We start from the raw sequence: 21485 nt of genomic DNA, 5'->3' as shown, positions 1-21485 counted from the left end.
ATATCCGATCCTATAATCAGGCTCTTTCCGATACCGCTGATACGCCTGCCGGCCCCAGCAAAACGCAAACCCCGCCCGTTGCCGCTGCCAGGAAGGCAGCAGGCAACGGGCGGGGTTACGGTACAACCAACCTAGGCTGCTAGGTACGGCTGCTCTGGCTTACTTCAGCGTGATGTTGCCGCGGATTTCGCCACCGGGGTAAGTGGTCGAGTGCAGGTTTACGTAGGTATTGCCGGCCACCAGGCTGGCGGCATCGGCCTCCGTAAGGGTAGCCGAGCCTTTGATGGGCGAGCTGGCCACGCTCGAGAAAGGAATGATTACGCCTCCGTTCTGGCCCGGTGCTGCCTGGTGAATGTGGCCAGCCGAAGGCGTAAAGCCCTGGTACGTAACGGTGTAGGTGAGCGTGCGGGTGCCCTTGTCGTAGGTGCCCGTCATGGTGCCGGTGGCCGCCGAGTTGTTGGCCGGTACTTCCTGGCTGCCGTTCAGCGTAGCCGAGGCCTGCATCACGGTGGGGGTTTTGTCGTCGTCGTTGTTGTTGCAGGCAGCGGTAGCCATCAGGCCGGCCAGCATAAGCATCGTAGAAAAACGCTTCATAAGAACAGAGGTGAAGAAGAGAGGAAAAAGAAGGAACAGGTTGGAGTAGAGCAGCTTACTTGCGGAAGCCCTCTTTGGCGCGCACCGTGAAGTTGCGGGCCATGTTGAAGCCGAAAAACAGGTCGCCTTTAAAGAAATTGCCCCGCGTTTCGGTGATGAACTGCTTCTCAATCATGCCCTGCGAGTTGGTAACGTGCAGCTGAAACACGTGCCCGCCCGTTTCGATGTCGAAGCCCACGGCCAAGGAGTTGCGCAGGTCGTAGGGCTTGGTGCCGGGCAGCAGGTAGTAATACTCCAGGTTCAGCGAGGTGCGCTTCGTAAGCTTCTGGCGGCCGCCCACACCTAGGGCGTACACGTCGTTGGGCTCGGTAGCGCGCGACACCAGGTTGCGGTGCACCACCGTGGGCATCACCTGGATAGACAAATCGGAGCTGAACTTGCGCGCCACCATGGCCTGGTAGGTGTAGGTGAGGCGGCGCCCGAAGGTGCGCTCCACGTTGTCGGTGAAGCGCAGCGTGTTCACGGCCGAGGTGGCCAGCAGCGTAACCGTTACGGGCATGGCACGCGGGCCGGTAGTCTGGCGCAGCGCCTTGTACTTCAGAAAGCCATCGAAAGCCTTTTCCATGGAGCTGCGGCCGATGCCCACCGTCAGGCGGTCGGTCAGGCCGTACTCAAAGCCCAGGCGCAGGGTGGCCTGGTCGAGGCCGAAAAAGTTGTAGGCGCCGCTGTTGAGCGCCCCAAAGCGGTGGCTGATCAGGAACGCCATGGTGCCCTGCCCCGGGGTTTGCACGGTGTGGCCGTTGATGAGGCGCAGGCCTTTAAAAGTTGCCTCCACCACTTCGGGCGCGGCGGGCTGGGGCGTTTGCTCCAGCTGGTTCAGCAAGTCGTCGTCCTGGGCCAGCGCGGCGGTGGAGGCGGCAGCCCCCACCAGCAGCGTCGCGGCCACCCGACGACCTAGGCGGGTAATAGATAAATGCATAGGAGTGTGTGCGTTGACGTGGGAGAGGGTTAGGGTTTGGCGGCCGATATCTGCGACACCGATTCGCACGAGGCCACCAGCTTGATGCTGACGATGCGGGCGATGTTTTCGCGCACCAGCAGGGGTATCTCGATGCCGTAGTCGGCCGGGGCTACGCTAAAGAAGGCGTGCACCAGCAGGTTGCCTTTCTGCATCTCGAGCGCGCCCTGCACCTGCACGCGCTTGGTTACGCCGTGGATGCTCAGGTCGCCCTCTACCTGCACTTGCTGCGAAACGCCCTTGGCCAGGGCCTCGCGGTCGAGGTGCTGAATCTGGCCCTTGAAGGTGGCTTTTGGGTACTTGTCCGACTCCATGTAGTTCTCGTTGAAGTGCTCCTGCATGAGGGTGCGCTTGAACTGGAACGACTTGATCGGGATAACAAAGGCCACCTGCCCACCTTGCAAGTCGATGAGCGCCGAGGTTTGCTCCGAGCGGGCTTCGATGTCTTCCAGAATACTCGTGGAGAAGAAAGACACCGTACCCGTGCGGGTTTGGTATTTGCCTTGGGCGTGTGCTTCGGGCACGCCCCAGAGCAGGGTTATCAGCAGCCAGCCACCATATCGCCGCCAGAATGCGGTTGTCGGGAGCGCGGCCATCTAGTTATTGGGTGCGCCAGCGGTAACCCATTTCTGCAGCAGGGCAATGTCGCAGTCGGAGAGCTTGGCCCCGCCCTGGGGCATTTGCGGGTAGCCGGGGTCGTGGTTGACGACGTGCATGAGTAAGCCGCTGCGGGCGCGGGTTTGCAGCTCGTTCATGTCATCCATGTTGAAGTTGCCGGAGCGCAGCGCCGAGGCGTGGCACGAGCGGCAGTTGCGGTCGAGCAGCGGCGACACGTTGAGCGAGTACGAAACCTGCTCGGGCGTGGTGCAGGGCACTTTGGGGCTGGCCAGCTCCTCCACGTTGTCGTAGGCACAGCCCGTTAGGGCCATCATAAAGAGTAAAGCGTATCGGCGCATATGCAACAGGGAAAACCGCGGAGCGGCGGAGGCGTGTAAAAAACGAAGCGGTGAAGCGGGGTACTAGTAGCGTAGGGGCGGTGCCGGCTGGCCCCGGGCAGGCACGTAGCTACCCGGGGCGCAAGCGGTACTGGGGGCAGGCCGCCCTAGGTGGCGCCTGGGCAGCCTGCCCCAAGGAGGTGCTATACTTCCACGAAAAAGCGGCGGAAGTTGAGCGCAAAGCGCAACCGCTCCAGCGCCAGCAGGTACGAGGGCGGCACCGGGCATTGCGGCCCGGTAAGCACCATCGCGGGCGGGCGCGGCAGCGCGGTAGCCTGCACCCCGGCCTGCTGCAATGCCGCCGCCAGCTGTTGCGGCGACACGTGCTCGGGCCGGTGCATTACCACCGCAATGCCGGCGGCGGGGTTGGCGGTGCAGCTCGTAACGCCGGGTACCTGCTCCAGCACGGCGGCCGGCTCGGCCGGGCCGGGCTGGTATTGCAGGCGCGTTACGGTTACGGGCGGCACGTAGTCGTGGAGGTTGGGGGTTTGCCAGTTGGCCCAGGTCAGCAGCGCCAGCACCGGGGCCAGCGCTAGTGCCCAAACCACCAGGCGTTTAAAAGCGGAACGGCGCATGTACGGAAGCTCGGCAGTAGTCGGATTCAGCAAGGGCTTATTTTCCGACTATATCGCCGCGCATGGCGCCCAGCAGGCCCAGCAGCTGCTCCTGGTCGGCGGGCTTGATCTGCTGCGTGTTCATGGCCTTGGTCAGCTCGGCCGCCACGGCGTCGAACTCGGCGTTGGTAATCTTCATGCCGATGTGGGCCGCCACCATGTTTTTACCGCGGTACACCAGCGGGCCACCCGAAATCTGGCCCAGCTGATCGATGAGGTTGTTGCGGAATGCCAGGCGGCGGGCGTCGTTGCCGGCGCTTACATCGGCCAGAAACGCCGTGTGGCTGCGCAGCAGCACCGAGTTGGGCGAGGCGCACTCGGCCACCACGTTGGCCATGAATTTGTCGACGAGTTTACTGATTCCGTCTACCTTACCCACGCGGTCGTAGAGGGTAGGCTCGGGGGCTTTTTCCTGCTCGCCGCACGAGGCAGTGGTGGCCGTTAGCGAAGCGCCAAGCAGCAGCAAAGCAATAAAACGGCTGGCTTGATAGTACTTTTTTTGCATAGGTGGACGTCGGGTTGGTATTGATTCAACAGCGCAACCTAAACGGTAGACCTGCTTACTAGTTGGCCGAATTCGATGAAGCTCGACTATTACTCGATGAACGTTGGCTAGGATGAGACGAACCAAAAATGTTATAGCGTATTAAAATCGTTTAATTTTTGGTCGTTTTAGGGGCCTCCCAGCGGCTTTTGGGAGGGTGCCGGCGGCCCCTGCCCCAGGTGCCCGGCACTGCCTTTGGCCGCTGCCACCTAGGGCCCGCAGCGGCGTATGGCCCACGGCCCTAGGTGGCCACGCAAAGCCCAAGCTCGGCAGTAGGCCGAGTGGCCTCATTGCCTACCTTTGCCGCGCTTATTCCCATCGTTTCACCGAGTCGTCTGCTGCTGATGCAATTCCGCACCGAAAAAGACACCATGGGCACCGTGCAGGTACCCGTCGACGCCTATTGGGGCGCCCAAACCCAACGCTCCATCGAGAACTTCCCGATTGCGCAGGACATCAACCGCATGCCCAAGGAGATTATCCGCGCCTTCGCCTACCTCAAGAAAGCCGCGGCCCTCACCAACCGCGACGCCGGCATTCTGCCCGCCGAAAAGGCCGAGCTGATCGGCCGCGTGTGCGACGAAATCCTGGAAGGCAAGCTCGACGACCAGTTTCCGCTGGTGGTGTGGCAAACCGGCTCGGGCACGCAGTCGAACATGAACGTGAACGAGGTAATTGCCTACCGCGGCCACGTGCTGCAGGGCGGCCAGCTTACCGACGAGAAGAAGGCCCTGGCCCCGAACGACGACGTGAACAAGTCGCAGTCGTCGAACGACACCTTCCCGACGGCCATGCACATTGCGGCCTACAAAATCCTGATGGAGGTGACGATTCCGGGCATCGAGAAGCTGCGCGACACGCTGGCGGCCAAATCGCGCGAGTTCATGCACATCGTCAAGATCGGCCGCACCCACCTGATGGACGCCACGCCGCTGACCGTGGGCCAGGAGTTTTCGGGCTACGCCTCGCAGCTCGACCACGGCCTGCGCGCCATCCGCAACACGCTGGCCCACCTCTCCGAGCTGGCCCTAGGTGGCACGGCCGTGGGTACCGGCATCAACACGCCGCCCGGCTACTCCGAGAACGTAGCCAAGCACATTGCCCAGCTCACGGGCCTGCCCTTCATCACGGCCGAAAACAAGTTTGAGGCCCTGGCCGCCCACGACGCCATCGTGGAAGCTCACGGCGCCCTGAAAACCGTGGCTGCTTCGCTGATGAAGATTGCCAACGACGTGCGCCTGCTGGCCTCGGGCCCGCGCGCCGGCATCGGCGAGCTGTTCATCCCCGACAACGAGCCCGGCTCCAGCATCATGCCCGGCAAGGTAAACCCCACCCAGAGCGAGGCCATGACCATGGTGGCCGCGCAGGTAATGGGCAACGACGTGGCCATCAACATCGGCGGCATGAACGGCCACTTCGAGCTGAACGTGTTCAAGCCGGTGATGATTTACAACTTCCTGCACTCGGCCCGCCTCATCGGCGACGTGTGCGTGGCGTTCAACGACAAGTGCGCCGTGGGCATCCGCCCCTTGGAAGACAACATCCGCAAGCACGTGGAGTCGTCGCTGATGCTGGTAACGGCCCTGAACCCGCACATCGGCTACTACAAAGCTGCCGAAATTGCCCAAACGGCCCACAAAAACGGCTCGACGCTGAAGGAAACCGCCCTGCAACTCGGCTACCTCACCGAAGAGCAATTTAACGAATGGCTGAAGCCCGAGGACATGGTGGGCGAGCTGCCCCGCTAATTGCCTTGGGCCAATAATCTGGCCTGCTGCATGTTGTAACGCCGCAACCCCGCCGGGTTGCGGCGTTCTTGTTTATAGCCGATTAAACTAAAGTTGTACTTTACGGTTGCAATAGGCCCCATGCTTACCACTCTACATCGCTCGTGCTCATGATCAAACTCTACGATCAGCCCTTCTTGCGCATGCACTACGACCAGCACCTGCGGCTGCTGGAGAGCGAGTGGCTAACCGAAGACCTAGGGACGGCGGAGCTGCGCGAAGGCCTGTGGCAAGGGGTGCTGATGATGGAGCGCTACCAGGTGCTGTCGTGGCTAAACGATTTGCGCCGCCTGCCCCTGATACCCGCAAGCGAGCATGCGTGGCTGCAGCAGTACTTTGCGCGCTACCAGGAGCTGCCGCTGCACAAAGTGGCCGTAGTAAAACCCACCGACCCGGTGCGGTACGAGCACCTGCAGGCCGCGGTGGGCATGGCGCGCAGCCACGGCTTGGTGCTGCAGCCCCACGTAATGTACTTCGACACGGTAGAGGAAGCCCGGCGCTGGGTGCGCAAGCCGCTGGTGTCGATGCAGTTGCCCCCGCGCGACTAACCCCGTGGCACTTTGCGGCGGCTTCGTTGTTAAGCTGCTGACTCGTAGGTTTGTGTTTCGGCTGGTTGAAAGCCGCGCGGAAGCCCTGGTGCCCAACGCCCAAGCCCGCGCCGGCCCAACAGCCGTTTCTCATCTTAGCCTTTTGCCGTGCGCTTTCTTTTGCCCGTTCTGCTTCTGTTGGCCATGCTGGCTGCCGCCGTGTTGCCCGGCTGCGAACCCAAAGAGGAGCTGATTACTACCGACGGCAGCGCCCGGCTAACCTTTTCGGCCGATACCGTGGCCTTCGATACGGTGTTTGTGCAAACGCGCACCGTGGCCAAGCGCCTGTGGGTGTACAACCGCAACAAACGGGCGGTGCGGGTGGATGAAATCCGGCTGGCCGGCCCCTACGGCAACCCCTACAAGCTCGTCATCAACGGCGACTCGGGCGCGGTGGCTCAAAACCTCACCATCCGGGGCCAGGATAGCCTCCTGATTTTGGTGAAGGCCACGCTCGGGGCCACCAACCAGGCCCAGAACAAGCCCTTTCTGCAGGAAGACCGCATCGAGTTCCGTACCAACGGCAACCAACAGCAAGTGCAGCTGGTGGCCTACGGGCAAAATGCCTACTTCCACTTCAACGAAACGCTGGCCTGCAACACCGTGTGGCGCAACGACAAACCGCACGTTATCTACGGCGGGGTGGTGGTGCCGGCCGGCTGCAGCCTGCGCCTCGAGGAGGGCACCCGCGTGTATTGCCACGCCCGCACGGGCATCATCGTGCGCGGCACGCTGCTCGTGAACCCCACGCTGCAGCCCTCGGGTGAGGTGCGCCCCGACGACCGCCGCATCGTGCGCTTTCAGGGCGACCGGCTCGAAGCGTTCTACAACGACATCCCGGGCCAGTGGGCGGGCATTCAGTTCGAGGCCGGCAGCAGCCGCAACAGCGTGGTGCGCTTCTGCGAAATCAAGAACGCCTCGTTTGGCCTGCTCGTGTTCAACCCCGAGGCCCGGCAGCCCTTCCCCAAGGTTACCGTCGAGCACAGCGTAATTCGCAACATTTCGGGCGCGGGGCTCACGTTTGCCAGCGGCGGGCAGCGCTTCAACGGCGGCGGCATCCTGAGCTTTTCCGGCGACTTCGACGTGCGCAACACCCTGCTTACCAACTGCGGCGAGTTCGCCCTAGGTGGTTTTCAGGGCGGCACCTACAACGTGCAGTACTGCACCATTGCCAACTTCACGCCGCAGTTCCGCCGCGAAACGGCCTCCATTACCCTGGCCGACGTGCTGCCCGTGCGCGAACCCACGCTGAGCGTGCTGCCCGTGCTGAACTTGCAAAACAGCATCGTGTGGGGCTCGGTTGAGGATGAGCTCCTGTTCGTGAACAGCCAGAAGTACCTAGGGCAGCTGGCCATAAGCAACAGCGTGCTGCGCACCAAAACCTACGCGGCCGCCACCGATGCCAACGGCCGGCCCGGCCTGGCCCGCAACGGCAACTTGCTGAACGTGAATCCCAAGTTCCGGCGCACGCCCGAAACCTTCGCCGAGCGTTTCGACTACCGCCTCGATACCCTCTCGCCGGCCAGCAACCGCGCCGTGCCGCTGCCCCAGCTTGCCACCGATCTGCGCAACCTAGGGCGCAGCGCCACCACCCCCGACCCCGGCGCCTACGAGCGCGCCAACCCGTGATTCTTTAGCAGTTGGTACTGGGTATTGAGTACACAGATGTCAGCTGTAAGACCACGTGCAGGAATGTTCGAACGATGTCTCAATACGAACTACTCAATACCCAGTACCTAATCCCAACCCATGATCAGCGTTCAGAAGCGAATGCGCCTGCCGGCCGTGCGGCGCGGGTTTCACCTTATCACCGATCTGATTACGGCCGAGCTGCCCGAGCTGGAGCAGGTGCGCATCGGCACGCTGCAGGTGTTTATTCAGCATACCTCGGCTAGCCTCTGCATCAACGAAAACGCCGACCCCACGGTGCGCCACGATTTCGAGCAGTTTTTCAACCGCGCGGCCCCCGAAAACGCTCCGTACTTCCGGCACACCCTCGAGGGCCCCGACGACATGCCCGCCCACCTGAAAGCCGCCCTGCTGGGCAGCAGCGTGAGCATTCCGGTAACCAACGGCGAGCTGGCCCTGGGTACCTGGCAGGGCGTGTACCTGGGCGAGCATCGCAACGACGGCGGCCGCCGCTGGCTGGTTCTTACGCTGTTGGGCGTGGCCTAGGTAGTTGTTTTGCGCCGAGTTGCGTATAGGGCTGCAAATAGCCTTTGCGCATGAATATCCTGGTGCCCGGTACGCTCCTGACAGGTCTGATGATCCTGGTTGCCTGCCGCGATGATCCGCAGACTGCTACCACCGAGCCGCCCCGCCGCCCGGTGCCGAAGCCGCGCGCCCAGGCCGTTGCGGCTAAGCCTGCCGTGGTCCGCACCAAGCGCGTGTGCTCCATCACCGATGCCGCGGCCGCCAACGACCCCTTCGGCACCGAGCTTACCGCCGCCGACATCGTGCGCAGCGGCGGGCGCATCACCAGCCGCAAAGCCGTGAAAAACGCCCACGTGCCCGCGCAAACCGATACGCTCGTTACGGTGCAGCAGGGTGGCAACCGTTGGGTGTTTTACCGCACCCCCGAAAAGGATTTGCTGAGCAGTGCCACCTTGGTGTCGTTTACCACGCCTTACGGGCAAGCCGTGCGCAGCCGCGTGGGCGCCAGCTACCGGCGCCAGGGCGGCGGCTGCGACAGTCTGCTCATCTCCGACGACATGCAGATGAACCGCGTGGTGGCCTCCATGAGCAGCGGGCAAGTGCGCAAAGTGCGCATCGAGCCGTATCTGGATTAGCCCACGACGGTGCTGTCGCCTAGTTTAGCTTACCGCACCACCTGCCCACTGGCCTGGTAGCGCGTCGTATCGAAAGCTACCAGCTTTTGCTGCCCGCGCACCTCGTAGCTGCTCAGGCCGCCATCGGCCCCGAAGCGCATCCGAAACTGCTTGCCCGAGAAAAACAGCGGGTTATCCTGGCTGACGGTGGCCGTAAGCTCGCGCAACACCGGGCCGGCTTGCAGCACGGTTAGCTCCGTTACGGGGTGGTCCACGTCGGGGCGGCGGCGGTAGGTGCGGCGCGTCAGCCCGGCCGAATCGGTGCTAGACTCCTGGTAGGCGCCGCGCAGGGCGGGTTTGTTGATGTCGGCCTGGTAGAACAGCTGCAGCTCGTTGGCCCAGTTGGGCGAAGCCAGGCGGGTTGTTTCGGGCTTACCGTTGCGCAGTACCACGCGCTTTTGCAAAGCGGGGCTTTTCGCTTGTAGCTGCTTTACCTGGGCATCGAGCAGGCCCACCACGTCGAAGTAGCCGGCGGGTTGCCGGGCCGGCCGCTCCGAGGGGTCGGAAGAGCAGGCGGCGCTGCATCCGAGCAGGAGCAGCGCCGCTTTTTGTAGCAGCCCTAGGTGGTTACGCATGTGCCTGAGGGCGCAGCAGGGATTCGCCGGTCATTTCGGCGGGCTGCGGCAAGCCCAGTATCTGCAGCACGGTAGGCGCAATGTCGCCCAGCTTGCCATCGGCCAGGGTGCCTAGGTAGTCGGGGTCGGCCAAAATGCACGGCACCAGGTTGGTGGTGTGCGCCGTGTTGGGGGTGCCGTCGGGGTTAATCATCATGTCGGCGTTGCCGTGGTCGGCAATGATGATGCTGGCGTAGCCGCTTTCCAGGGCGGCCGTTACCACGTCGTGGGTGCATTGGTCCACGGTTTCGCAGGCGCGTACGGCCGCCTCAAACACGCCGGTGTGGCCCACCATGTCGGGGTTGGCAAAGTTCAGCACCACAAAGTCGGCGGTGCGGGCGCGCAGCTCCGGCACCAGCGCGTCGCGTAGCTCATAGGCGCTCATCTCGGGCTGCAGGTCGTAGGTGGCTACTTTGGGCGAAGCGCGCAGAATGCGCTTTTCGCCGGCAAACTCGGCCTCGCGGCCCCCCGAGAAGAAGAACGTAACGTGCGGGTATTTCTCGGTTTCGGCAATCCGGATCTGGCTGCGGCCGTTGGCGGCCAGCACCTCACCTAGGGTGTGATTCAGGTTGTCCTTATCGAAGATGGGCTGCACCCCTACGAACGTGGCGTCGTAGTTCGTCATCGTGAGGTAGTGCAGGTTCAGCCGGTGCATGTTGAAGGCGTGGAAATCCTGCTGCGTGAGGGCCTGCGTGATTTCGCGGCCGCGGTCGGTCCGGAAGTTAAAGCAGATCACCACGTCGCCCTGCTGCATGGTAGCCAGCGGCTGCTCGTCGGCCCCGATCTTCACCAAGGGCTTCAGAAACTCGTCGGTAACGCCGGCCCGGTACGAGTCGAGCATGGCCCCGATGAGGTTGGTGCAACGCTGGCCTTTGCCGTTTACGAGCAAATCGTAGGCTACCTGCACCCGCTCCCAGCGGTTGTCGCGGTCCATGGCGTAGTAGCGGCCCACAATCGAGGCGATTTTGCCGCTGGCGCCGTGCTGCAGGTGCTCCTCCAGGTCGTTTACGTAGCGTACGCCGCTCTTGGGGTCGGTGTCGCGCCCGTCGGTAAAGGCATGAATAAACACGCGGTGCACGTCCTCGTCGTGGGCGAGGGTGCACAGGGCCTTCAGGTGCTCGATGTGCGAGTGCACGCCGCCATCGGAGAGCAGGCCCATCAGGTGCAGGTTTTTATCGGGGTGCTGGCGCAGGTACTCAAAGGCCTGCTGCAAGGCCGGCATCGAGCCCAGTTTCCGCTCGCGGATGGCCTTGTTGATGCGCACCAGATCCTGGTACACCACGCGGCCCGCGCCTAGGTTCATGTGGCCCACTTCGGAGTTGCCCATCTGTCCTTCGGGCAAGCCTACCGCCTCGCCCGAAGCTTGCAGGCGGCTGTGCGGGAAGCGCTGAAAAAGCGAATCCACGAAGGGTGTGTTGGCCGCGGCAATAGCCGACACGGCCGGATTGGTGCCTAAACCCCACCCATCAAGGATTACCAACAGTACCGGTTTATTCATGGGGCAAAGATAGCGGGAAGGCAAGTGGCAAACGGCACCGGTTCACTATTTTGGGGCAGTTGCCGCCTATTTGTCGCTTCTTGTATACCTGCCTACCTTGGCACAGTTTTGGCACAATCGCCGCTGCAACCCAGCTTACTACATGAAACGATTGTTTTTCCGAGTTCTGACGCTGTTGTGCCTGGCTTTGGCCACGCCGGCCGTCAACGCCCAGGGCGATACGTTCGGGGCGGTACGCTCGGCCATTCGCAACGGCTCTTCCCGCGCCATATCCCAGTACTTTGGGGGTACGGTGGAGTTGGGCTTCGACGGCGACAAGCAGAGCTACAGTGCTACGCAAGCCGAGTTTGTGCTGAAGGATTTCTTCGCCAAAAACTCGCCCGCCACGTTTGAGCTAGTGCACCAGGGCGCCTCAAACGAAGGCATTCAATATGCAATCGGCAAATACGCCGGCAAGAGTGGCAGCTACCGCGTTTTCATCAAGATGAAACCGGCGCAGGGTAGCCAGCAGATCGACACCATCGATTTTACCCACGAATAGATGGCCTAGACCGCTACTTTTCCCTCCTCTTTTGCGGTCTGAGTACAATAGCAGGTCCCGGCTTTAAGTCGGGGCCTTTTGCTATTTTTGCGCCGTGCAAAACGCTCCTTACCTCACGCCCGAAGCCTTACGCTCTTTTATTCAGGCGGCCCTGGCCGAAGATGTCGGCGACGGCGACCATTCGTCGCTGGCCGGAGTGCCCGCCGGGGCCCGCAAGCAGGCCCGCCTGCTGGTGAAGGACGAGGGGGTGCTGGCCGGGGTTGAGCTGGCTCAGATTATCTTTCGGGAGGTAAACCCCGCGCTTACCGTGCAGGTGCAACTGCCCGACGGCAGCCGCGTGAAGCACGGCGACGTGGCCCTGACGGTGGAAGGCCCGGCGCGCAGCATCCTCACGGCCGAGCGCCTGGTGCTCAACTGCATGCAGCGCATGAGCGGCATTGCCACCCACACGGCCTACCTCAACAGCCTGCTGGCCGGCACCAAAGCCCGCCTGCTCGACACGCGCAAAACCACGCCCAACTTCCGCATCTGCGAGAAATGGGCCGTGCTGATTGGTGGCGGCGTAAACCACCGCTACGGCTTGTTCGACATGATTATCCTGAAGGACAACCACGTTGACTACGCCGGCGGCATCCGGCAGGCTATTGAGGCCACCCACGCCTACCTGAAAACCCTAGGTCGGGAGCTGCCCATTGTGGTAGAGACCCGCACCCTGGAGGAAGTGCAGCAGGTGCTCGAAGTAGGCGGCATCGAGCGCATCATGCTCGACAACATGAAGCCCGATACGCTGCGCGAAGCCGTGGCGCTGGTGGGCGGGCGTTTCCCTACCGAAGCCTCGGGCGGCATCACGGAGCACACCATCCGGGCCGTGGCCGAAACCGGCGTCGATTTTATTTCAGTCGGGGCGCTTACGCATTCCGTAAAAAGCCTGGACCTCAGCCTGAAAGCAATTTGATTGGGTTGTCAGTTGCGAGTTGTTAGTTGTCAGTGGTTCAACACCGCTTTTCCTAACAACGACCTGACAACTGACAACTGATAACCGACAACTTACATAATGCAACCTCCCATTCCGCGTGGCGGCGGCCGGCAATTCGTTCAGCAGCAACAGCAGCCTTCGCCGCTCGCCGTCCGCACCAAAAAACATCAACTCGATAAGAACACCTTCACCCGCATGGCGCTTACCCAGGTGTGGAAGCGCGACTGGTGGCAGGCTGTTATTCCGCTGGTAGTACTGCTGCTGCCGGCCGCGTTCAGCTTTTCGTGGTGGTGGGTAGCGGCGGCCGTGCTGGTAGCGGTGCTTTACGTGCTGGTACGCTCGGCGCAGGTAACCGGCGTAACCCAGATGGAGCAGAGCAAGGTGTTGTTCGACCGCGTAAGCTACGAGTTCGACCCGCGCTACATTGCCATGCGCAGCAACGAGAAAGATCCGCCGCGCGGCATGAACTGGGAAACCATCGAATCGGTGCGCCGCGACAAGGACGCCTACGTGCTGTACCTGAAGCAGCCCGATGTAGCCGACCAGATTTCGGGCTGGCGGCTGTGGCTGGCCAAGCTGATGTGGGTGCCGGTATTTCTGCACATCCCCACGCGCATCTTCAACTCGGGCAAGGATCAGCAGATGTTTGAGAACCTGCTGCGCCGCAAAAACCTGCTGCCCGCCGACGCCGGCGCAACTACCAACGCCCCGAAGGCGGCCTAATGGCCGATTTCTCCGTATTTCGCATTTGATTTCTTCCGCATTCTCTCCTTATGACCTCCAACAAAAGCATTTTGGGCCTGGCCGTTGTAGCTCTGCTGGGTCTGGCTTCGTGCAGCAGCGAACCTTCGGACTGGCGCGCCGACAAAAAAGTATCGGTTGACATGGTGCCTCCCGGAGCCCGCGAGTCGTACGACTTCGACCTGGCTACCGACGCGCCGAGCCAGCACAAAGGCGGCGCTATCGAGAAGCCGGTTAGCTCGCAAATGGAAGTAGAACAAACCCTGGACCCGGCCCGTGGCCTGCCCGACAAGCCCACCGCCGACCAGGCCATGACGCCCGACGCCACCCAGGCCGAAGGCAGCAAAGAAGGCCCCGCGGCTACCAAAGGCCCCAGCGCCACCCAGCACGACCTGAACAACAAGGAAGGCGTACAGAAGCAGAACTAAGCTTCGGCCCACGCCCCCATTTGTTTGCTAGAGCGCCCCGGCGCAGCACTGGCATGCCCGCCAGTGGCTGCGCCGGGGCGCCGGTGCATGCTAGCTAGCCACCGAAGCGGCCCACCCGCTTACTCCGCTTATTGCTTTCTGCCTTTTTATGGCACGATCCTACGCCGAGTCGGCCGAGTGGTTCAGCACTTGGTTTGATTCGCCCTACTACCATTTGCTGTACCAGCACCGCAACCACGACGAAGCCCGTGAGTTTCTGGATAAGCTGCTGATACACCTGCACCCCAAGCCCAAGGAGCGCCTGCTCGATTTGGCCTGCGGTAAGGGCCGCCACGCTATTTACTTAAACCAGCAGGGCTACGACGTTACCGGCGTCGACCTTTCGCCGCAGAGCATCGACCACGCCCGGCAGTTTGAGAACGAGCGGCTCCACTTCTTGGTGCACGATATGCGGGCGCCCTTGCCCGAAGGCCCCTTCGATTTTATCCTGAACCTGTTCACCAGCTTTGGGTACTTCGACGAGGAAGCCGAGAACGTGGTGGCCCTGCGCAACGCGGCCGATGCGCTGCAGTTCGGCGGCAAGCTCGTTATCGATTTCATGAACACCGAGCGCACCGTGCGCGAGCTGGTGGCCCACGAGCAGAAGCAGGTAGAGAACACGCTGTTCCGTATCGATCGTCACCTCGACCGTGACTTCATCGTTAAGGACATCCGGTTTACCGATGCCGAGGGCCGGGAGCAGCACTTTCAGGAGCGCGTGCGGGCCCTTACCATCGACCGTTTCAGGGAGTACTTCTACCTCGCGGGCCTGCGGCTGGGCGAGGTGCTGGGCGACTACAACCTGAACCCTTACATCGAGGCCGAGAGTCCTCGCATGATCTTCATTCTTAAAAAGTAACCGCGCCCCGCGCGCGGTACTGCAGCTTCTCCGCCATGCTCGTAGCTCTTGTGCTGCTGTTCGGAACGGTGCTTGGCGCCGGCTGGCTTACGCGCTTTGTGCCCACCAGCCACACTACCTGGCTTCGTCCGTTGCTGGCATTCAGCGGTGCTTACCTGGTTACGCTCACGCTTACGCACCTGCTGCCCGAGGCCATTGCCCTCGATGGTTCGGCGCACCGCGTGGGGTACTTTTTGCTGGCCGGCTTTTTTGGCCAGTTGGTGCTCGAGCTGTTTTCGCAGGGCGTGGAGCACGGCCACCAGCACGTGCACGCCGAGCATGCCCACGCCGGCGTGCCCTGGCTGCTGCTCAGCTCGCTTACGCTGCACGCCTTTCTGGAGGGCAGCATTTTGGTGCGGCAGCCGCACACCGAGGTGCCCGGCGGCTTTTATGCCGTGCTGGCCGGCGTGGCGCTGCACCACATTCCGGCAGCTTTTGCCCTGATGGCAGTGTTGGTAACGCGCCTGGGCAGCTTTGGCCGGGCCTTACCTTGGCTGATGTTATTTGCGGCTGCCGCGCCCCTAGGTGTGCTCTGGAGCCACTACAGCGGCCTGAACCCGGTGCAGCCGGGCGGCTGGTACCCGGCACTGCTGGGCTTGGTAAGCGGCAACTTCCTGCACGTATCCACCACCATTCTGTTCGAGGTAAGCCCCGAGCACAAGATTAACGTGCGCAAGCTGCTGGCCACGCTCCTAGGTGCGGCGCTGGCGTTGCTGGTAAACAGCCACTGAGGGCTAGTTAGTGAGGGTAGGAGTTTATGAGGTATGAAGTTTATAAGTTGATGAGGGTAGAGTTTGGGGAGTTTTGGTAGCTCCTAGGTTTTCTCTACTATGTCAGAACTCATTAACTCGCCAACTCGAAACTCTTTAACTCCCAAAATTAATCGGCGTCGGTGGCGGGGTGGCGGCGCACCCAGGCCTCGAGCTGCGCCGCGCGGGCGGTTTGGCGACGCAACTCGTACTGCAGCTGCAGCATGCGCTGGCGCATATTCAGGATCAGGTCGATGCCTTCGGGCGGCAGGTGCAGCTCGTGGTGCAGGCGCGCAATACGGGCCAGGTGCTCGGCGTCGTCCTCGATCAGTGGCTCGGCGGCAGGTTGTGGGTGCAGGCGCAGCCAGCCTAGGTCGGCCAGGTCCTGCAGTGCCGCTTCGGGCAGGCCATAAGTAGTGGCGCAGTCGCGGAAGGAGAGGGTGATATAGTGCGTGCTCATGGCTGAGGGGCTGGGTTAGGAGGGTTGGCTTACCTCTTCGCCGCGGAACTGGGCTAGCTGCTGAAACAGCTCGCGCTCCTGCGCCGTGAGGTGCTGGGGCAACTGCACTTGCAGGCGCAGGTACAAGTCGCCGTGCTGGCCGGCGTGGCCGTACACCGGAAAGCCCTTGCCCCGCAGGCGCAGGCGGGTGCCGTTGGCCGTTTCGGGCTTGATCTTCACCCTCACGGGGCCACCCAGGGTTTCTACCACTTGCTCGCCGCCGAGCAGGGCTTTGTAGAGGCTAACGGGCACGTCCATGGTCAGGTCGTGGCCGGTGCGCACGTAGCGCGCATCGGGCTGAATGCGGAAGGTGATAAGCAAGGAGCCATTGGGCCCGCCGTTGCGGCCGGGCGCACCTTGGTCGCGCAGCCGAATGGTTTGGCCATCCTCTACGCCCGGCTTGATGTTGATGCGCAGCTTACGCTCGCCAACCACCACTGTGCGCGGGCCGCCGTGGTATGCCTCTTCGAGCGTAATCTCCATTTCGGCCTGCAAATCGTGGCCAGCCGCCGGGCGTGTGGTGCGAGCGTGGCCGTGGCCGCCCATGCCTCCAAAAAAGGAGCTGAAGAAGTCGGAAAAGTCGCCGGCGTCGGCAAAATCGTGGGCACTGCCGCCGCCTCCGAAGCCGCCAAACCCACCGCCTTGGTTGGTGTACTGCGACCAATCGAAGCCGCCTTGCCCGCCAAAGCCCCCGCGGCCGCCCGCCTGCTGGTAGCGCTGCCAGTCGGCGCCCAACTGGTCGTATTTCCGGCGTTTTTCGTCGTCGCTGAGTACTTCGTTGGCCTCGTTTACCTCCTTAAACTTGCGTTCGGCCTCGGCGTCGTTGGGGTTTACGTCGGGGTGGTACTGGCGCGCCAGCTTGCGGTACGCCTTCTTGATCTGGTCTTTGGTCGCGTTCTTCTCAACGCCCAAAATCTGGTAGTAGTCCTTGTATTCCATGGGCCGCGGGGCTGCGCGTGGGCTAGGTGCTTATCGACTACCAAAGACGCTAGCAGCCGTCAGAATTCATAATTCGGAGGCAAAGCCGTTTGGGTTGCTTTTTCGTGGGGTTGGGCGCCGCCAAGCTGGCCCATTTATTGCCGCTGGCTACCACCACGTTCCGGGCGAGGCATTGCGCAGGCAGCAGTAGCATGGTAACGTGCCAATGGCTAACTTCAACCATCTCTCCGCATTCCTACCCCACACATGAAAGTTCTCTTCTCGCTCCTGACCCTAGGTGCTCTAACCCTAACGCTGTCGGCAGAGGCGCAAACCCGCCCGGCACCGCGCAAACCGGCCACTCCGCCGCAACGACCCGTACTGAAAAACGCCGGCGTGAAAGACGGCGTGCTGATGCAGCAAGGCAAAGTGATGGTAACGCAGCACGGCCATACCTCCGAGCTGACGGCGCCTAACATCATGAGCTTCCCCAACGGCACCAAGGTGCAGGCCGATGGGGTAGTGGTAATGGCCGATGGCAACACCTCGCAACTGCAGGAAGGCGATTACATGTCGCTGAGCGGCCGCATCACCACCGCGCGCATGAAGGCCGAGCAGGACAGCCTGATCCAGGCCGTGAAGTCGGGCCAATCCGGAAAAGCCAAAGTAAAATCGAAGCGCAAGGGCTAACCCGCACTTGCTACTCGCCCGAACGCACAAGCGCCCGCAGCAGCTGCTGCGGGCGCTTGTGCGTTCGGGGGCACCGAGGGCCGCGGGCTCAGGCAAAGGTGTAATCGGCCAGAATTTCGCGGGCCTCGGTGTCGTCGCGGGCTTCCACCACCTCGTCAATCACAAATTGCACTTCCTGCTCCGTCCAGCCTTGTTGTTCGGCGGCTTTGATGAATTGGCTGAGCACCACAAACCGCGCGGCGGTGGCGGGCGGCACGGTCCATTTTACTTTTTTACGGATGCGCATAGGGCTGAAAGAGAAAGTAGAAAGCTAGCGGGCGGCGCTGGCCTGGCGCACCACGCGCACCTGCACGGGCGCCACCCCGGCCTTATCGACCCCGATTTTACGGGCGGCTTTCTTCGAAAGATCAATCACGCGGCCTTTTACGTGCGGGCCCCGGTCGTTGATGGTTACCTTCACGGAGCGGCCGTTTTGCTGGTTGGTAACGCGCACCACCGTGCCAAAGGGCAGGGTTTTGTGCGCAGCCGTGCGTTTGCCGGGGCGGTAGGGCACACCGCTGGCCGTTTTGCGGCCGTTGAATTTATCGGCGTAGTACGAGGCCTTGCCGGTTTCGGTGTAGGCCTTGCTGCCGGCGCAGCCCGCCAGCAGGCTGGCCCCCAGGCCAAGGCACAAGAGTAAGCGGAAGAAAGCAGATACCATAAGCAACAAACACAAGCTCAACCAGAGCCTAAATTAGCCCTATTCGTGGCATTGTGGTGCGCTGCGTGGGCAAAAGCCACCTGCGCCCTAGGAGCCCGATGCCCCCGGGCGGCCAGGCACCTAGGGCGCGGGTGGGCCAATTGGCCTGGCCGCTGGGCTGCCCCCGGCTTCCGGAATGCGCATCGAAAGCAGTTGCTCGTAGCTGCCTTGGTACACGTTGAAATCGACGGCGCCGCGGATGCCGGGCACGTAGGCCTCGTCGGAGTGCTGCCAGATAATCCATTTGTTGCGGGGCAGCGCGGGGCGCTCCACCTCGTAGTGCGCCAGCCACAGCGGGTACTTGTCGAAATGCCCGGCCAGGTAGCGCTTGTAAAAACTGTAGTTGGAGTAAAGAATGGGCCGCACGCCGTAGTGCCGCTCCACCAACCGCAGCCAAGTGGCCACGTTGCGGCGCATCACGGCCACGTCATGAAACTCGGGGTGCTCTACATCGAGCACGGGCGGCAGGTCGCCGGGGCCCAGGGGCACGGTGCCCACAAACAGGTTGGCCTGGTCGGTGCCGTCGTAGTTGGGCTGAAAGTAGTGGTAGGCGCCGCGCACAATGCTGGCCTTGCCCGCGCCGCTCCAGTTTCGCTGGAAGCGCCGGTCGCGCAGGCTGACGCCTTCGGTGGCTTTGATGAAGGCAAACCGCACGTTGTGGCGCGAAACCTCGTCCCAGTCGATGCGCCCCTGGTACGACGACACATCGATGCCGTGCACGGAGTAGCCCGAAAGCAACGGCGTTTTTTCGCGGCCCGTAAGCTGCTCGGCCGTAAAAGTGGCCCAGGCCCGGCGGGCGTAGCGGTGTATCTGGCGGCGGTAGTGCCAGTAAAAAGCGCCCGTGCCCAGCAGCAACACTACCAACGCCCACAGCACGGCCGGTAGCCACGCGCGGCGCTTAGGCGCCGGGCGGCGTCGGGGCGAAACGGGCACAGGGCGTCGGGTACGGGGCATGGGCAAACGGTGCTAAGAGCGAAGATAACGCCAACCACGGCGTAACTCGTGCCCTGCGGGCGCGGCAACTGCCCTGGGTAAGCATTGGCCTGCGGCTGCTATCTTGCTGCTATGGCTACCGACGTACAACCGCAATCTGCTGGCTCCAAATCCTTTCTTGTTGGTTTAGCGGGCTTTGTGGCCTTCGAGGTGCTGGCGTATTTCCTCATCAGCTGGGTGGTGTCGGGGCTGGGCGAAAGCAACCAGTTTCAGCCCGAAAACACCATTGTGCGCAACTGGGTAAAAACCACCGCCTTTTTGCTGCTGCACCTCACCCTGATGATTGTAGCCCTGCTGGTGCTCAGCAACATGCTGCCCCGCCAGCACCGCGGCCAAATCATGCGCTGGTTTCTGCTTTCGCTCGTAACCATGTTTTTCCTGCTTTGGCCGCTGTTCGGGTAGGACGGCAGTGTTTGTTCGTTGGTAGTCGACTTCGCCTGAACGTCATGTCGAGCTTGTTGAGACATCTCGCGTGCTGACGTTCGATAGAAACTGGATAGCCACCGTCATCCTGAGCGCAAGCGAAGGACCTGCTCACGCTTGGGCAACGCGCCTAGGTCCCCACCTCCAACCCCTCCCCAAAAGGAGAGGGGAGCGGTTAGCATCCTGCGTCCGCACGCGAGATGCCTCGGCTGCGCTCGGCATGACACGACCTAGGAAAAATCGTGCGGGCGTGAGAGGCTCCTTCGACTCGCGCCTCAGGATGACAGGCGTTAACCGGGCGTAGACAAGACTCCTTACCGCCAAACCCCCAAAAACAAAAAAGCCACTGCCTAGCCGCAGTGGCTGTGAAACCATGGGTGTCGGTCGGTCCCGACGTTATATGGAGCAATGAAGAGCGCGGCAGGCAGGGCTTAGCGCCGCTTGATGTTGATTTCGCGGTGGCGGCCGTTGGGGCCTTCGTACGGAATGCGCACGCGCAACTCGCCGTCCTGGTGCACCGCGTCGATGCGGGTTACGTCGAGCGTATCGGGCAGGTCGAACGTTTGCACGAACAACGGAGCGGCCAGCTTATCGTCGGGGGCGTGGCGGTACTCGGCAAAAACGCTTAGCGTATGGTCGTTGAGCACCACGTGAAAAGTCTCGGGGTCGACGCTCGGAGCCGACACCTGGATAACCACGCCCTGCTCGCGCTTGTGCACCTTGGCCTGGGCTTGCACTACCCCACCGCCGAGCGTGTTGAGCAGATCGAGCTGAGGAGCAATGTTGTGCAGGAATTGTTGGCTTATGAGCTTCATGGTATGAGTCGTCCTTCTGTTTGTCAGCGGGTTATAGGCAAACCGTGTACCAACCTTGATTGTGTGCATGCCGAATAAGCTGGTTGCCACATTGGCCGTTTTTGGCAGCCCGAGCGGGCCGGCAGTGCGCCAGCTTGGCAGCCAAAACCCTAGGTGTGCGTATAGGCAAAGGCCCACCAAAGCACCCCGTGTTATGTTGCCTCTTCATGATTTTGCCACCACCCGCACCGCCCGCTACGCGCTGTTGGGCGAACCGGGGCCAAACATCCGGAGCGTGTGGTTTTGCCTGCACGATGCCGACCAATCGGTAGCCGACTTAGCCGCGCAGTTGGCTCCCATCGATACGCCCGAGCGCCTGCTGGTGCTGCCCGAGGGCCTCTCGCGCTACACGGTGCCCGGCAACAGCCTGGCCGAGGTACCGCACATGGCCGCCGCGTGGCTGGCCCCCGGCACCGGCGACCTGCTGCCCGACCTTACCGACCTCACGGCTTACCTCGATGCCCTGGCCGAGCACATCCTGGCGCAGTGCCCGCCCGATGTTAGCTGCACCGTGCTGGGCTATGGCCAAGGCGCGGCCGCGGCCTGCCGCTGGCTTAGCGGCAACCGCCTCAACTACGAGCGCCTGATTTTATACGCCGGCGTATTTCCGCCCGATTTCGACCGCCGCGCTACCCTCGTGAGCCTGCCCGAGCGGCCCGTAACCGTGGTAGCCACCACCGTGGATACCTACACTCCCGAAGCCGCCGGCGACGGCCTGGTGCAGGACCTGCTCGACGTGGGCCTGCCCGCCACCTTGCGCCTCGTTACGCCCGGCCCCATTACGCTGGCCGCCCTAGGCCCTACGGCCGATGGGCAGCCCGTGGAGCACGACCCCACGCCCAACCCCACTGCCTAGCCAATGCGAAGGGCGCTTTCTCCGCTGAAGAAAGCGCCCTTCGCATTTAAAAAACATCCAAA

The 21485-nt window shown here is 62.3% G+C and carries 28 protein-coding genes; 14 read left to right on the top strand and 14 right to left on the bottom strand.

Going from position 1 to position 21485, the window contains the following annotated elements; genetic code table 11:
• Nucleotides 1-159 precede the first annotated feature (159 nt).
• The 6 genes from OIS50_RS14690 to OIS50_RS14665 all read right to left on the bottom strand — a co-directional run bounded on the left by OIS50_RS14690 (nt 160) and on the right by OIS50_RS14665 (nt 3726).
• Entirely contained in the window at nt 160-594 is a 435-nt protein-coding gene (locus tag OIS50_RS14690; RefSeq protein ID WP_264691390.1) for a CHRD domain-containing protein, read from the bottom strand.
• A gap of 55 nt (nt 595-649) precedes the next feature.
• Entirely contained in the window at nt 650-1573 is a 924-nt protein-coding gene (locus tag OIS50_RS14685) for a DUF5777 family beta-barrel protein (protein WP_264691389.1), read from the bottom strand.
• Between the two features lie 29 nt (nt 1574-1602).
• On the bottom strand, nt 1603-2136 hold the full coding sequence (locus tag OIS50_RS14680) for a YceI family protein (RefSeq protein WP_264691388.1): 534 nt from the start codon (nt 2134-2136) through the stop codon (nt 1603-1605).
• A gap of 72 nt (nt 2137-2208) precedes the next feature.
• Nucleotides 2209-2568: a c-type cytochrome gene (locus OIS50_RS14675; RefSeq protein WP_264691387.1), complete on the bottom strand. Its 360-nt coding sequence runs from the start codon at nt 2566-2568 to the stop codon at nt 2209-2211.
• A gap of 182 nt (nt 2569-2750) precedes the next feature.
• Nucleotides 2751-3182 (bottom strand): cation transporter, encoded by a 432-nt coding sequence (locus OIS50_RS14670; protein ID WP_264691386.1) that lies wholly within the window; start codon nt 3180-3182, stop codon nt 2751-2753.
• Between the two features lie 37 nt (nt 3183-3219).
• The gene (locus tag OIS50_RS14665) at nt 3220-3726 is read right to left on the bottom strand and encodes a group I truncated hemoglobin (protein ID WP_264691385.1); all 507 of its coding nucleotides are present in this window, start codon (nt 3724-3726) and stop codon (nt 3220-3222) included.
• Between the two features lie 383 nt (nt 3727-4109).
• Between OIS50_RS14665 and fumC the strand changes: the two genes are divergently transcribed.
• From fumC to OIS50_RS14640, 5 genes are all read left to right on the top strand, one after another.
• Nucleotides 4110-5513 (top strand): class II fumarate hydratase, encoded by a 1404-nt coding sequence (gene fumC / locus OIS50_RS14660; protein WP_264691384.1) that lies wholly within the window; start codon nt 4110-4112, stop codon nt 5511-5513.
• A 149-nt stretch (nt 5514-5662) separates the two neighbouring features.
• A complete protein-coding gene (locus OIS50_RS14655; protein ID WP_264691383.1) occupies nt 5663-6100 on the top strand; it encodes a hypothetical protein in 438 nt (145 codons plus the stop codon).
• Nucleotides 6101-6259: 159 nt separating this feature from the next.
• Nucleotides 6260-7768: a hypothetical protein gene (locus tag OIS50_RS14650; RefSeq protein ID WP_264691382.1), complete on the top strand. Its 1509-nt coding sequence runs from the start codon at nt 6260-6262 to the stop codon at nt 7766-7768.
• Between the two features lie 120 nt (nt 7769-7888).
• On the top strand, nt 7889-8314 hold the full coding sequence (locus OIS50_RS14645; RefSeq protein WP_264691381.1) for a secondary thiamine-phosphate synthase enzyme YjbQ: 426 nt from the start codon (nt 7889-7891) through the stop codon (nt 8312-8314).
• Nucleotides 8315-8364: 50 nt separating this feature from the next.
• Nucleotides 8365-8928, top strand: a complete 564-nt coding sequence (locus OIS50_RS14640) for a hypothetical protein (RefSeq protein WP_264691380.1) — start codon at nt 8365-8367, stop codon at nt 8926-8928.
• A 29-nt stretch (nt 8929-8957) separates the two neighbouring features.
• Here OIS50_RS14640 and OIS50_RS14635 read toward each other — a convergent pair whose 3' ends face one another.
• Nucleotides 8958-9542, bottom strand: coding sequence for a hypothetical protein (locus OIS50_RS14635; RefSeq protein ID WP_264691379.1), 585 nt, complete (start codon nt 9540-9542; stop codon nt 8958-8960).
• On the bottom strand, nt 9535-11079 hold the full coding sequence (gene gpmI / locus OIS50_RS14630) for a 2,3-bisphosphoglycerate-independent phosphoglycerate mutase (protein WP_264691378.1): 1545 nt from the start codon (nt 11077-11079) through the stop codon (nt 9535-9537). The genes OIS50_RS14635 and gpmI overlap by 8 nt, the downstream gene beginning before the upstream one ends.
• Nucleotides 11080-11221: 142 nt before the next feature.
• Between gpmI and OIS50_RS14625 the strand changes: the two genes are divergently transcribed.
• The 6 genes from OIS50_RS14625 (at nt 11222) to OIS50_RS14600 (ending at nt 15433) form a co-directional block, all read left to right on the top strand.
• Nucleotides 11222-11620, top strand: a complete 399-nt coding sequence (locus OIS50_RS14625; RefSeq protein WP_264691377.1) for a DUF4783 domain-containing protein — start codon at nt 11222-11224, stop codon at nt 11618-11620.
• Nucleotides 11621-11714: 94 nt separating this feature from the next.
• Entirely contained in the window at nt 11715-12575 is an 861-nt protein-coding gene (gene nadC, locus OIS50_RS14620) for a carboxylating nicotinate-nucleotide diphosphorylase (RefSeq protein ID WP_264691376.1), read from the top strand.
• A gap of 99 nt (nt 12576-12674) precedes the next feature.
• On the top strand, nt 12675-13319 hold the full coding sequence (locus OIS50_RS14615; RefSeq protein ID WP_264691375.1) for a hypothetical protein: 645 nt from the start codon (nt 12675-12677) through the stop codon (nt 13317-13319).
• A gap of 50 nt (nt 13320-13369) precedes the next feature.
• Entirely contained in the window at nt 13370-13765 is a 396-nt protein-coding gene (locus OIS50_RS14610) for a hypothetical protein (protein ID WP_264691374.1), read from the top strand.
• Between the two features lie 148 nt (nt 13766-13913).
• Nucleotides 13914-14663 (top strand): class I SAM-dependent methyltransferase, encoded by a 750-nt coding sequence (locus tag OIS50_RS14605; protein WP_264691373.1) that lies wholly within the window; start codon nt 13914-13916, stop codon nt 14661-14663.
• 35 nt (nt 14664-14698) lie between these two features.
• Nucleotides 14699-15433: a ZIP family metal transporter gene (locus OIS50_RS14600; protein ID WP_264691372.1), complete on the top strand. Its 735-nt coding sequence runs from the start codon at nt 14699-14701 to the stop codon at nt 15431-15433.
• Nucleotides 15434-15581: 148 nt separating this feature from the next.
• Here the strand turns inward: OIS50_RS14600 and OIS50_RS14595 are convergent, their stop codons facing one another.
• Together OIS50_RS14595 and OIS50_RS14590 are read right to left on the bottom strand one after the other, a co-directional pair.
• Nucleotides 15582-15911, bottom strand: coding sequence for a chaperone modulator CbpM (locus OIS50_RS14595; protein WP_264691371.1), 330 nt, complete (start codon nt 15909-15911; stop codon nt 15582-15584).
• A gap of 15 nt (nt 15912-15926) precedes the next feature.
• Nucleotides 15927-16889, bottom strand: a complete 963-nt coding sequence (locus tag OIS50_RS14590) for a J domain-containing protein (RefSeq protein ID WP_264691370.1) — start codon at nt 16887-16889, stop codon at nt 15927-15929.
• A gap of 246 nt (nt 16890-17135) precedes the next feature.
• Between OIS50_RS14590 and OIS50_RS14585 the strand changes: the two genes are divergently transcribed.
• Nucleotides 17136-17558, top strand: coding sequence for a DUF6799 domain-containing protein (locus tag OIS50_RS14585; protein ID WP_264691369.1), 423 nt, complete (start codon nt 17136-17138; stop codon nt 17556-17558).
• Nucleotides 17559-17646: 88 nt separating this feature from the next.
• On the opposite strand, the gene OIS50_RS14580 is transcribed toward OIS50_RS14585, so the two are convergent.
• From OIS50_RS14580 to OIS50_RS14570, 3 genes are all read right to left on the bottom strand, one after another.
• A complete protein-coding gene (locus tag OIS50_RS14580) occupies nt 17647-17844 on the bottom strand; it encodes a hypothetical protein (RefSeq protein ID WP_264691368.1) in 198 nt (65 codons plus the stop codon).
• Between the two features lie 24 nt (nt 17845-17868).
• Nucleotides 17869-18258 (bottom strand): septal ring lytic transglycosylase RlpA family protein, encoded by a 390-nt coding sequence (locus tag OIS50_RS14575; RefSeq protein WP_264691367.1) that lies wholly within the window; start codon nt 18256-18258, stop codon nt 17869-17871.
• 120 nt (nt 18259-18378) lie between these two features.
• Nucleotides 18379-19251, bottom strand: a complete 873-nt coding sequence (locus tag OIS50_RS14570) for a glycoside hydrolase family 25 protein (protein ID WP_264691366.1) — start codon at nt 19249-19251, stop codon at nt 18379-18381.
• A 111-nt stretch (nt 19252-19362) separates the two neighbouring features.
• Between OIS50_RS14570 and OIS50_RS14565 the strand changes: the two genes are divergently transcribed.
• Nucleotides 19363-19692, top strand: coding sequence for a hypothetical protein (locus OIS50_RS14565; RefSeq protein ID WP_264691365.1), 330 nt, complete (start codon nt 19363-19365; stop codon nt 19690-19692).
• Between the two features lie 452 nt (nt 19693-20144).
• Here OIS50_RS14565 and OIS50_RS14560 read toward each other — a convergent pair whose 3' ends face one another.
• Nucleotides 20145-20528 (bottom strand): Hsp20/alpha crystallin family protein, encoded by a 384-nt coding sequence (locus OIS50_RS14560; RefSeq protein WP_264691364.1) that lies wholly within the window; start codon nt 20526-20528, stop codon nt 20145-20147.
• A gap of 193 nt (nt 20529-20721) precedes the next feature.
• On the opposite strand from OIS50_RS14560, the gene OIS50_RS14555 reads away from it, so the two are divergent.
• Nucleotides 20722-21423 (top strand): alpha/beta hydrolase, encoded by a 702-nt coding sequence (locus OIS50_RS14555; RefSeq protein WP_264691363.1) that lies wholly within the window; start codon nt 20722-20724, stop codon nt 21421-21423.
• Nucleotides 21424-21485 lie beyond the last annotated feature (62 nt).

The organism is Hymenobacter sp. YIM 151858-1 (genome assembly GCF_025979705.1).
GTDB lineage: Bacteria > Bacteroidota > Bacteroidia > Cytophagales > Hymenobacteraceae > Solirubrum.
This window is presented reverse-complemented; position numbering and strand designations above follow the sequence as displayed.

Bases quoted from the DNA above. Each gene is read 5' to 3' on its own strand.
- OIS50_RS14585 (WP_264691369.1), top strand. From the start codon at position 17,136: ATGAAAGTTCTCTTCTCGCTCCTGACCCTAGGTGCTCTAACCCTAACG.
- OIS50_RS14600 (WP_264691372.1), top strand. From the start codon at position 14,699: ATGCTCGTAGCTCTTGTGCTGCTGTTCGGAACGGTGCTTGGCGCCGGC.
- OIS50_RS14595 (WP_264691371.1), bottom strand. From the start codon at position 15,911: ATGAGCACGCACTATATCACCCTCTCCTTCCGCGACTGCGCCACTACT.
- fumC (WP_264691384.1), top strand. From the start codon at position 4,110: ATGCAATTCCGCACCGAAAAAGACACCATGGGCACCGTGCAGGTACCC.
- OIS50_RS14685 (WP_264691389.1), bottom strand. From the start codon at position 1,573: ATGCATTTATCTATTACCCGCCTAGGTCGTCGGGTGGCCGCGACGCTG.
- OIS50_RS14635 (WP_264691379.1), bottom strand. From the start codon at position 9,542: ATGCGTAACCACCTAGGGCTGCTACAAAAAGCGGCGCTGCTCCTGCTC.
- OIS50_RS14555 (WP_264691363.1), top strand. From the start codon at position 20,722: ATGTTGCCTCTTCATGATTTTGCCACCACCCGCACCGCCCGCTACGCG.
- OIS50_RS14580 (WP_264691368.1), bottom strand. From the start codon at position 17,844: ATGCGCATCCGTAAAAAAGTAAAATGGACCGTGCCGCCCGCCACCGCC.
- OIS50_RS14615 (WP_264691375.1), top strand. From the start codon at position 12,675: ATGCAACCTCCCATTCCGCGTGGCGGCGGCCGGCAATTCGTTCAGCAG.
- OIS50_RS14640 (WP_264691380.1), top strand. From the start codon at position 8,365: ATGAATATCCTGGTGCCCGGTACGCTCCTGACAGGTCTGATGATCCTG.
- OIS50_RS14670 (WP_264691386.1), bottom strand. From the start codon at position 3,182: ATGCGCCGTTCCGCTTTTAAACGCCTGGTGGTTTGGGCACTAGCGCTG.
- OIS50_RS14605 (WP_264691373.1), top strand. From the start codon at position 13,914: ATGGCACGATCCTACGCCGAGTCGGCCGAGTGGTTCAGCACTTGGTTT.
- OIS50_RS14625 (WP_264691377.1), top strand. From the start codon at position 11,222: ATGAAACGATTGTTTTTCCGAGTTCTGACGCTGTTGTGCCTGGCTTTG.
- OIS50_RS14570 (WP_264691366.1), bottom strand. From the start codon at position 19,251: ATGCCCCGTACCCGACGCCCTGTGCCCGTTTCGCCCCGACGCCGCCCG.
- OIS50_RS14655 (WP_264691383.1), top strand. From the start codon at position 5,663: ATGATCAAACTCTACGATCAGCCCTTCTTGCGCATGCACTACGACCAG.
- OIS50_RS14675 (WP_264691387.1), bottom strand. From the start codon at position 2,568: ATGCGCCGATACGCTTTACTCTTTATGATGGCCCTAACGGGCTGTGCC.
- OIS50_RS14565 (WP_264691365.1), top strand. From the start codon at position 19,363: ATGGCTACCGACGTACAACCGCAATCTGCTGGCTCCAAATCCTTTCTT.
- OIS50_RS14590 (WP_264691370.1), bottom strand. From the start codon at position 16,889: ATGGAATACAAGGACTACTACCAGATTTTGGGCGTTGAGAAGAACGCG.
- OIS50_RS14560 (WP_264691364.1), bottom strand. From the start codon at position 20,528: ATGAAGCTCATAAGCCAACAATTCCTGCACAACATTGCTCCTCAGCTC.
- OIS50_RS14575 (WP_264691367.1), bottom strand. From the start codon at position 18,258: ATGGTATCTGCTTTCTTCCGCTTACTCTTGTGCCTTGGCCTGGGGGCC.
- OIS50_RS14690 (WP_264691390.1), bottom strand. From the start codon at position 594: ATGAAGCGTTTTTCTACGATGCTTATGCTGGCCGGCCTGATGGCTACC.
- OIS50_RS14665 (WP_264691385.1), bottom strand. From the start codon at position 3,726: ATGCAAAAAAAGTACTATCAAGCCAGCCGTTTTATTGCTTTGCTGCTG.
- OIS50_RS14610 (WP_264691374.1), top strand. From the start codon at position 13,370: ATGACCTCCAACAAAAGCATTTTGGGCCTGGCCGTTGTAGCTCTGCTG.
- OIS50_RS14645 (WP_264691381.1), top strand. From the start codon at position 7,889: ATGATCAGCGTTCAGAAGCGAATGCGCCTGCCGGCCGTGCGGCGCGGG.
- gpmI (WP_264691378.1), bottom strand. From the start codon at position 11,079: ATGAATAAACCGGTACTGTTGGTAATCCTTGATGGGTGGGGTTTAGGC.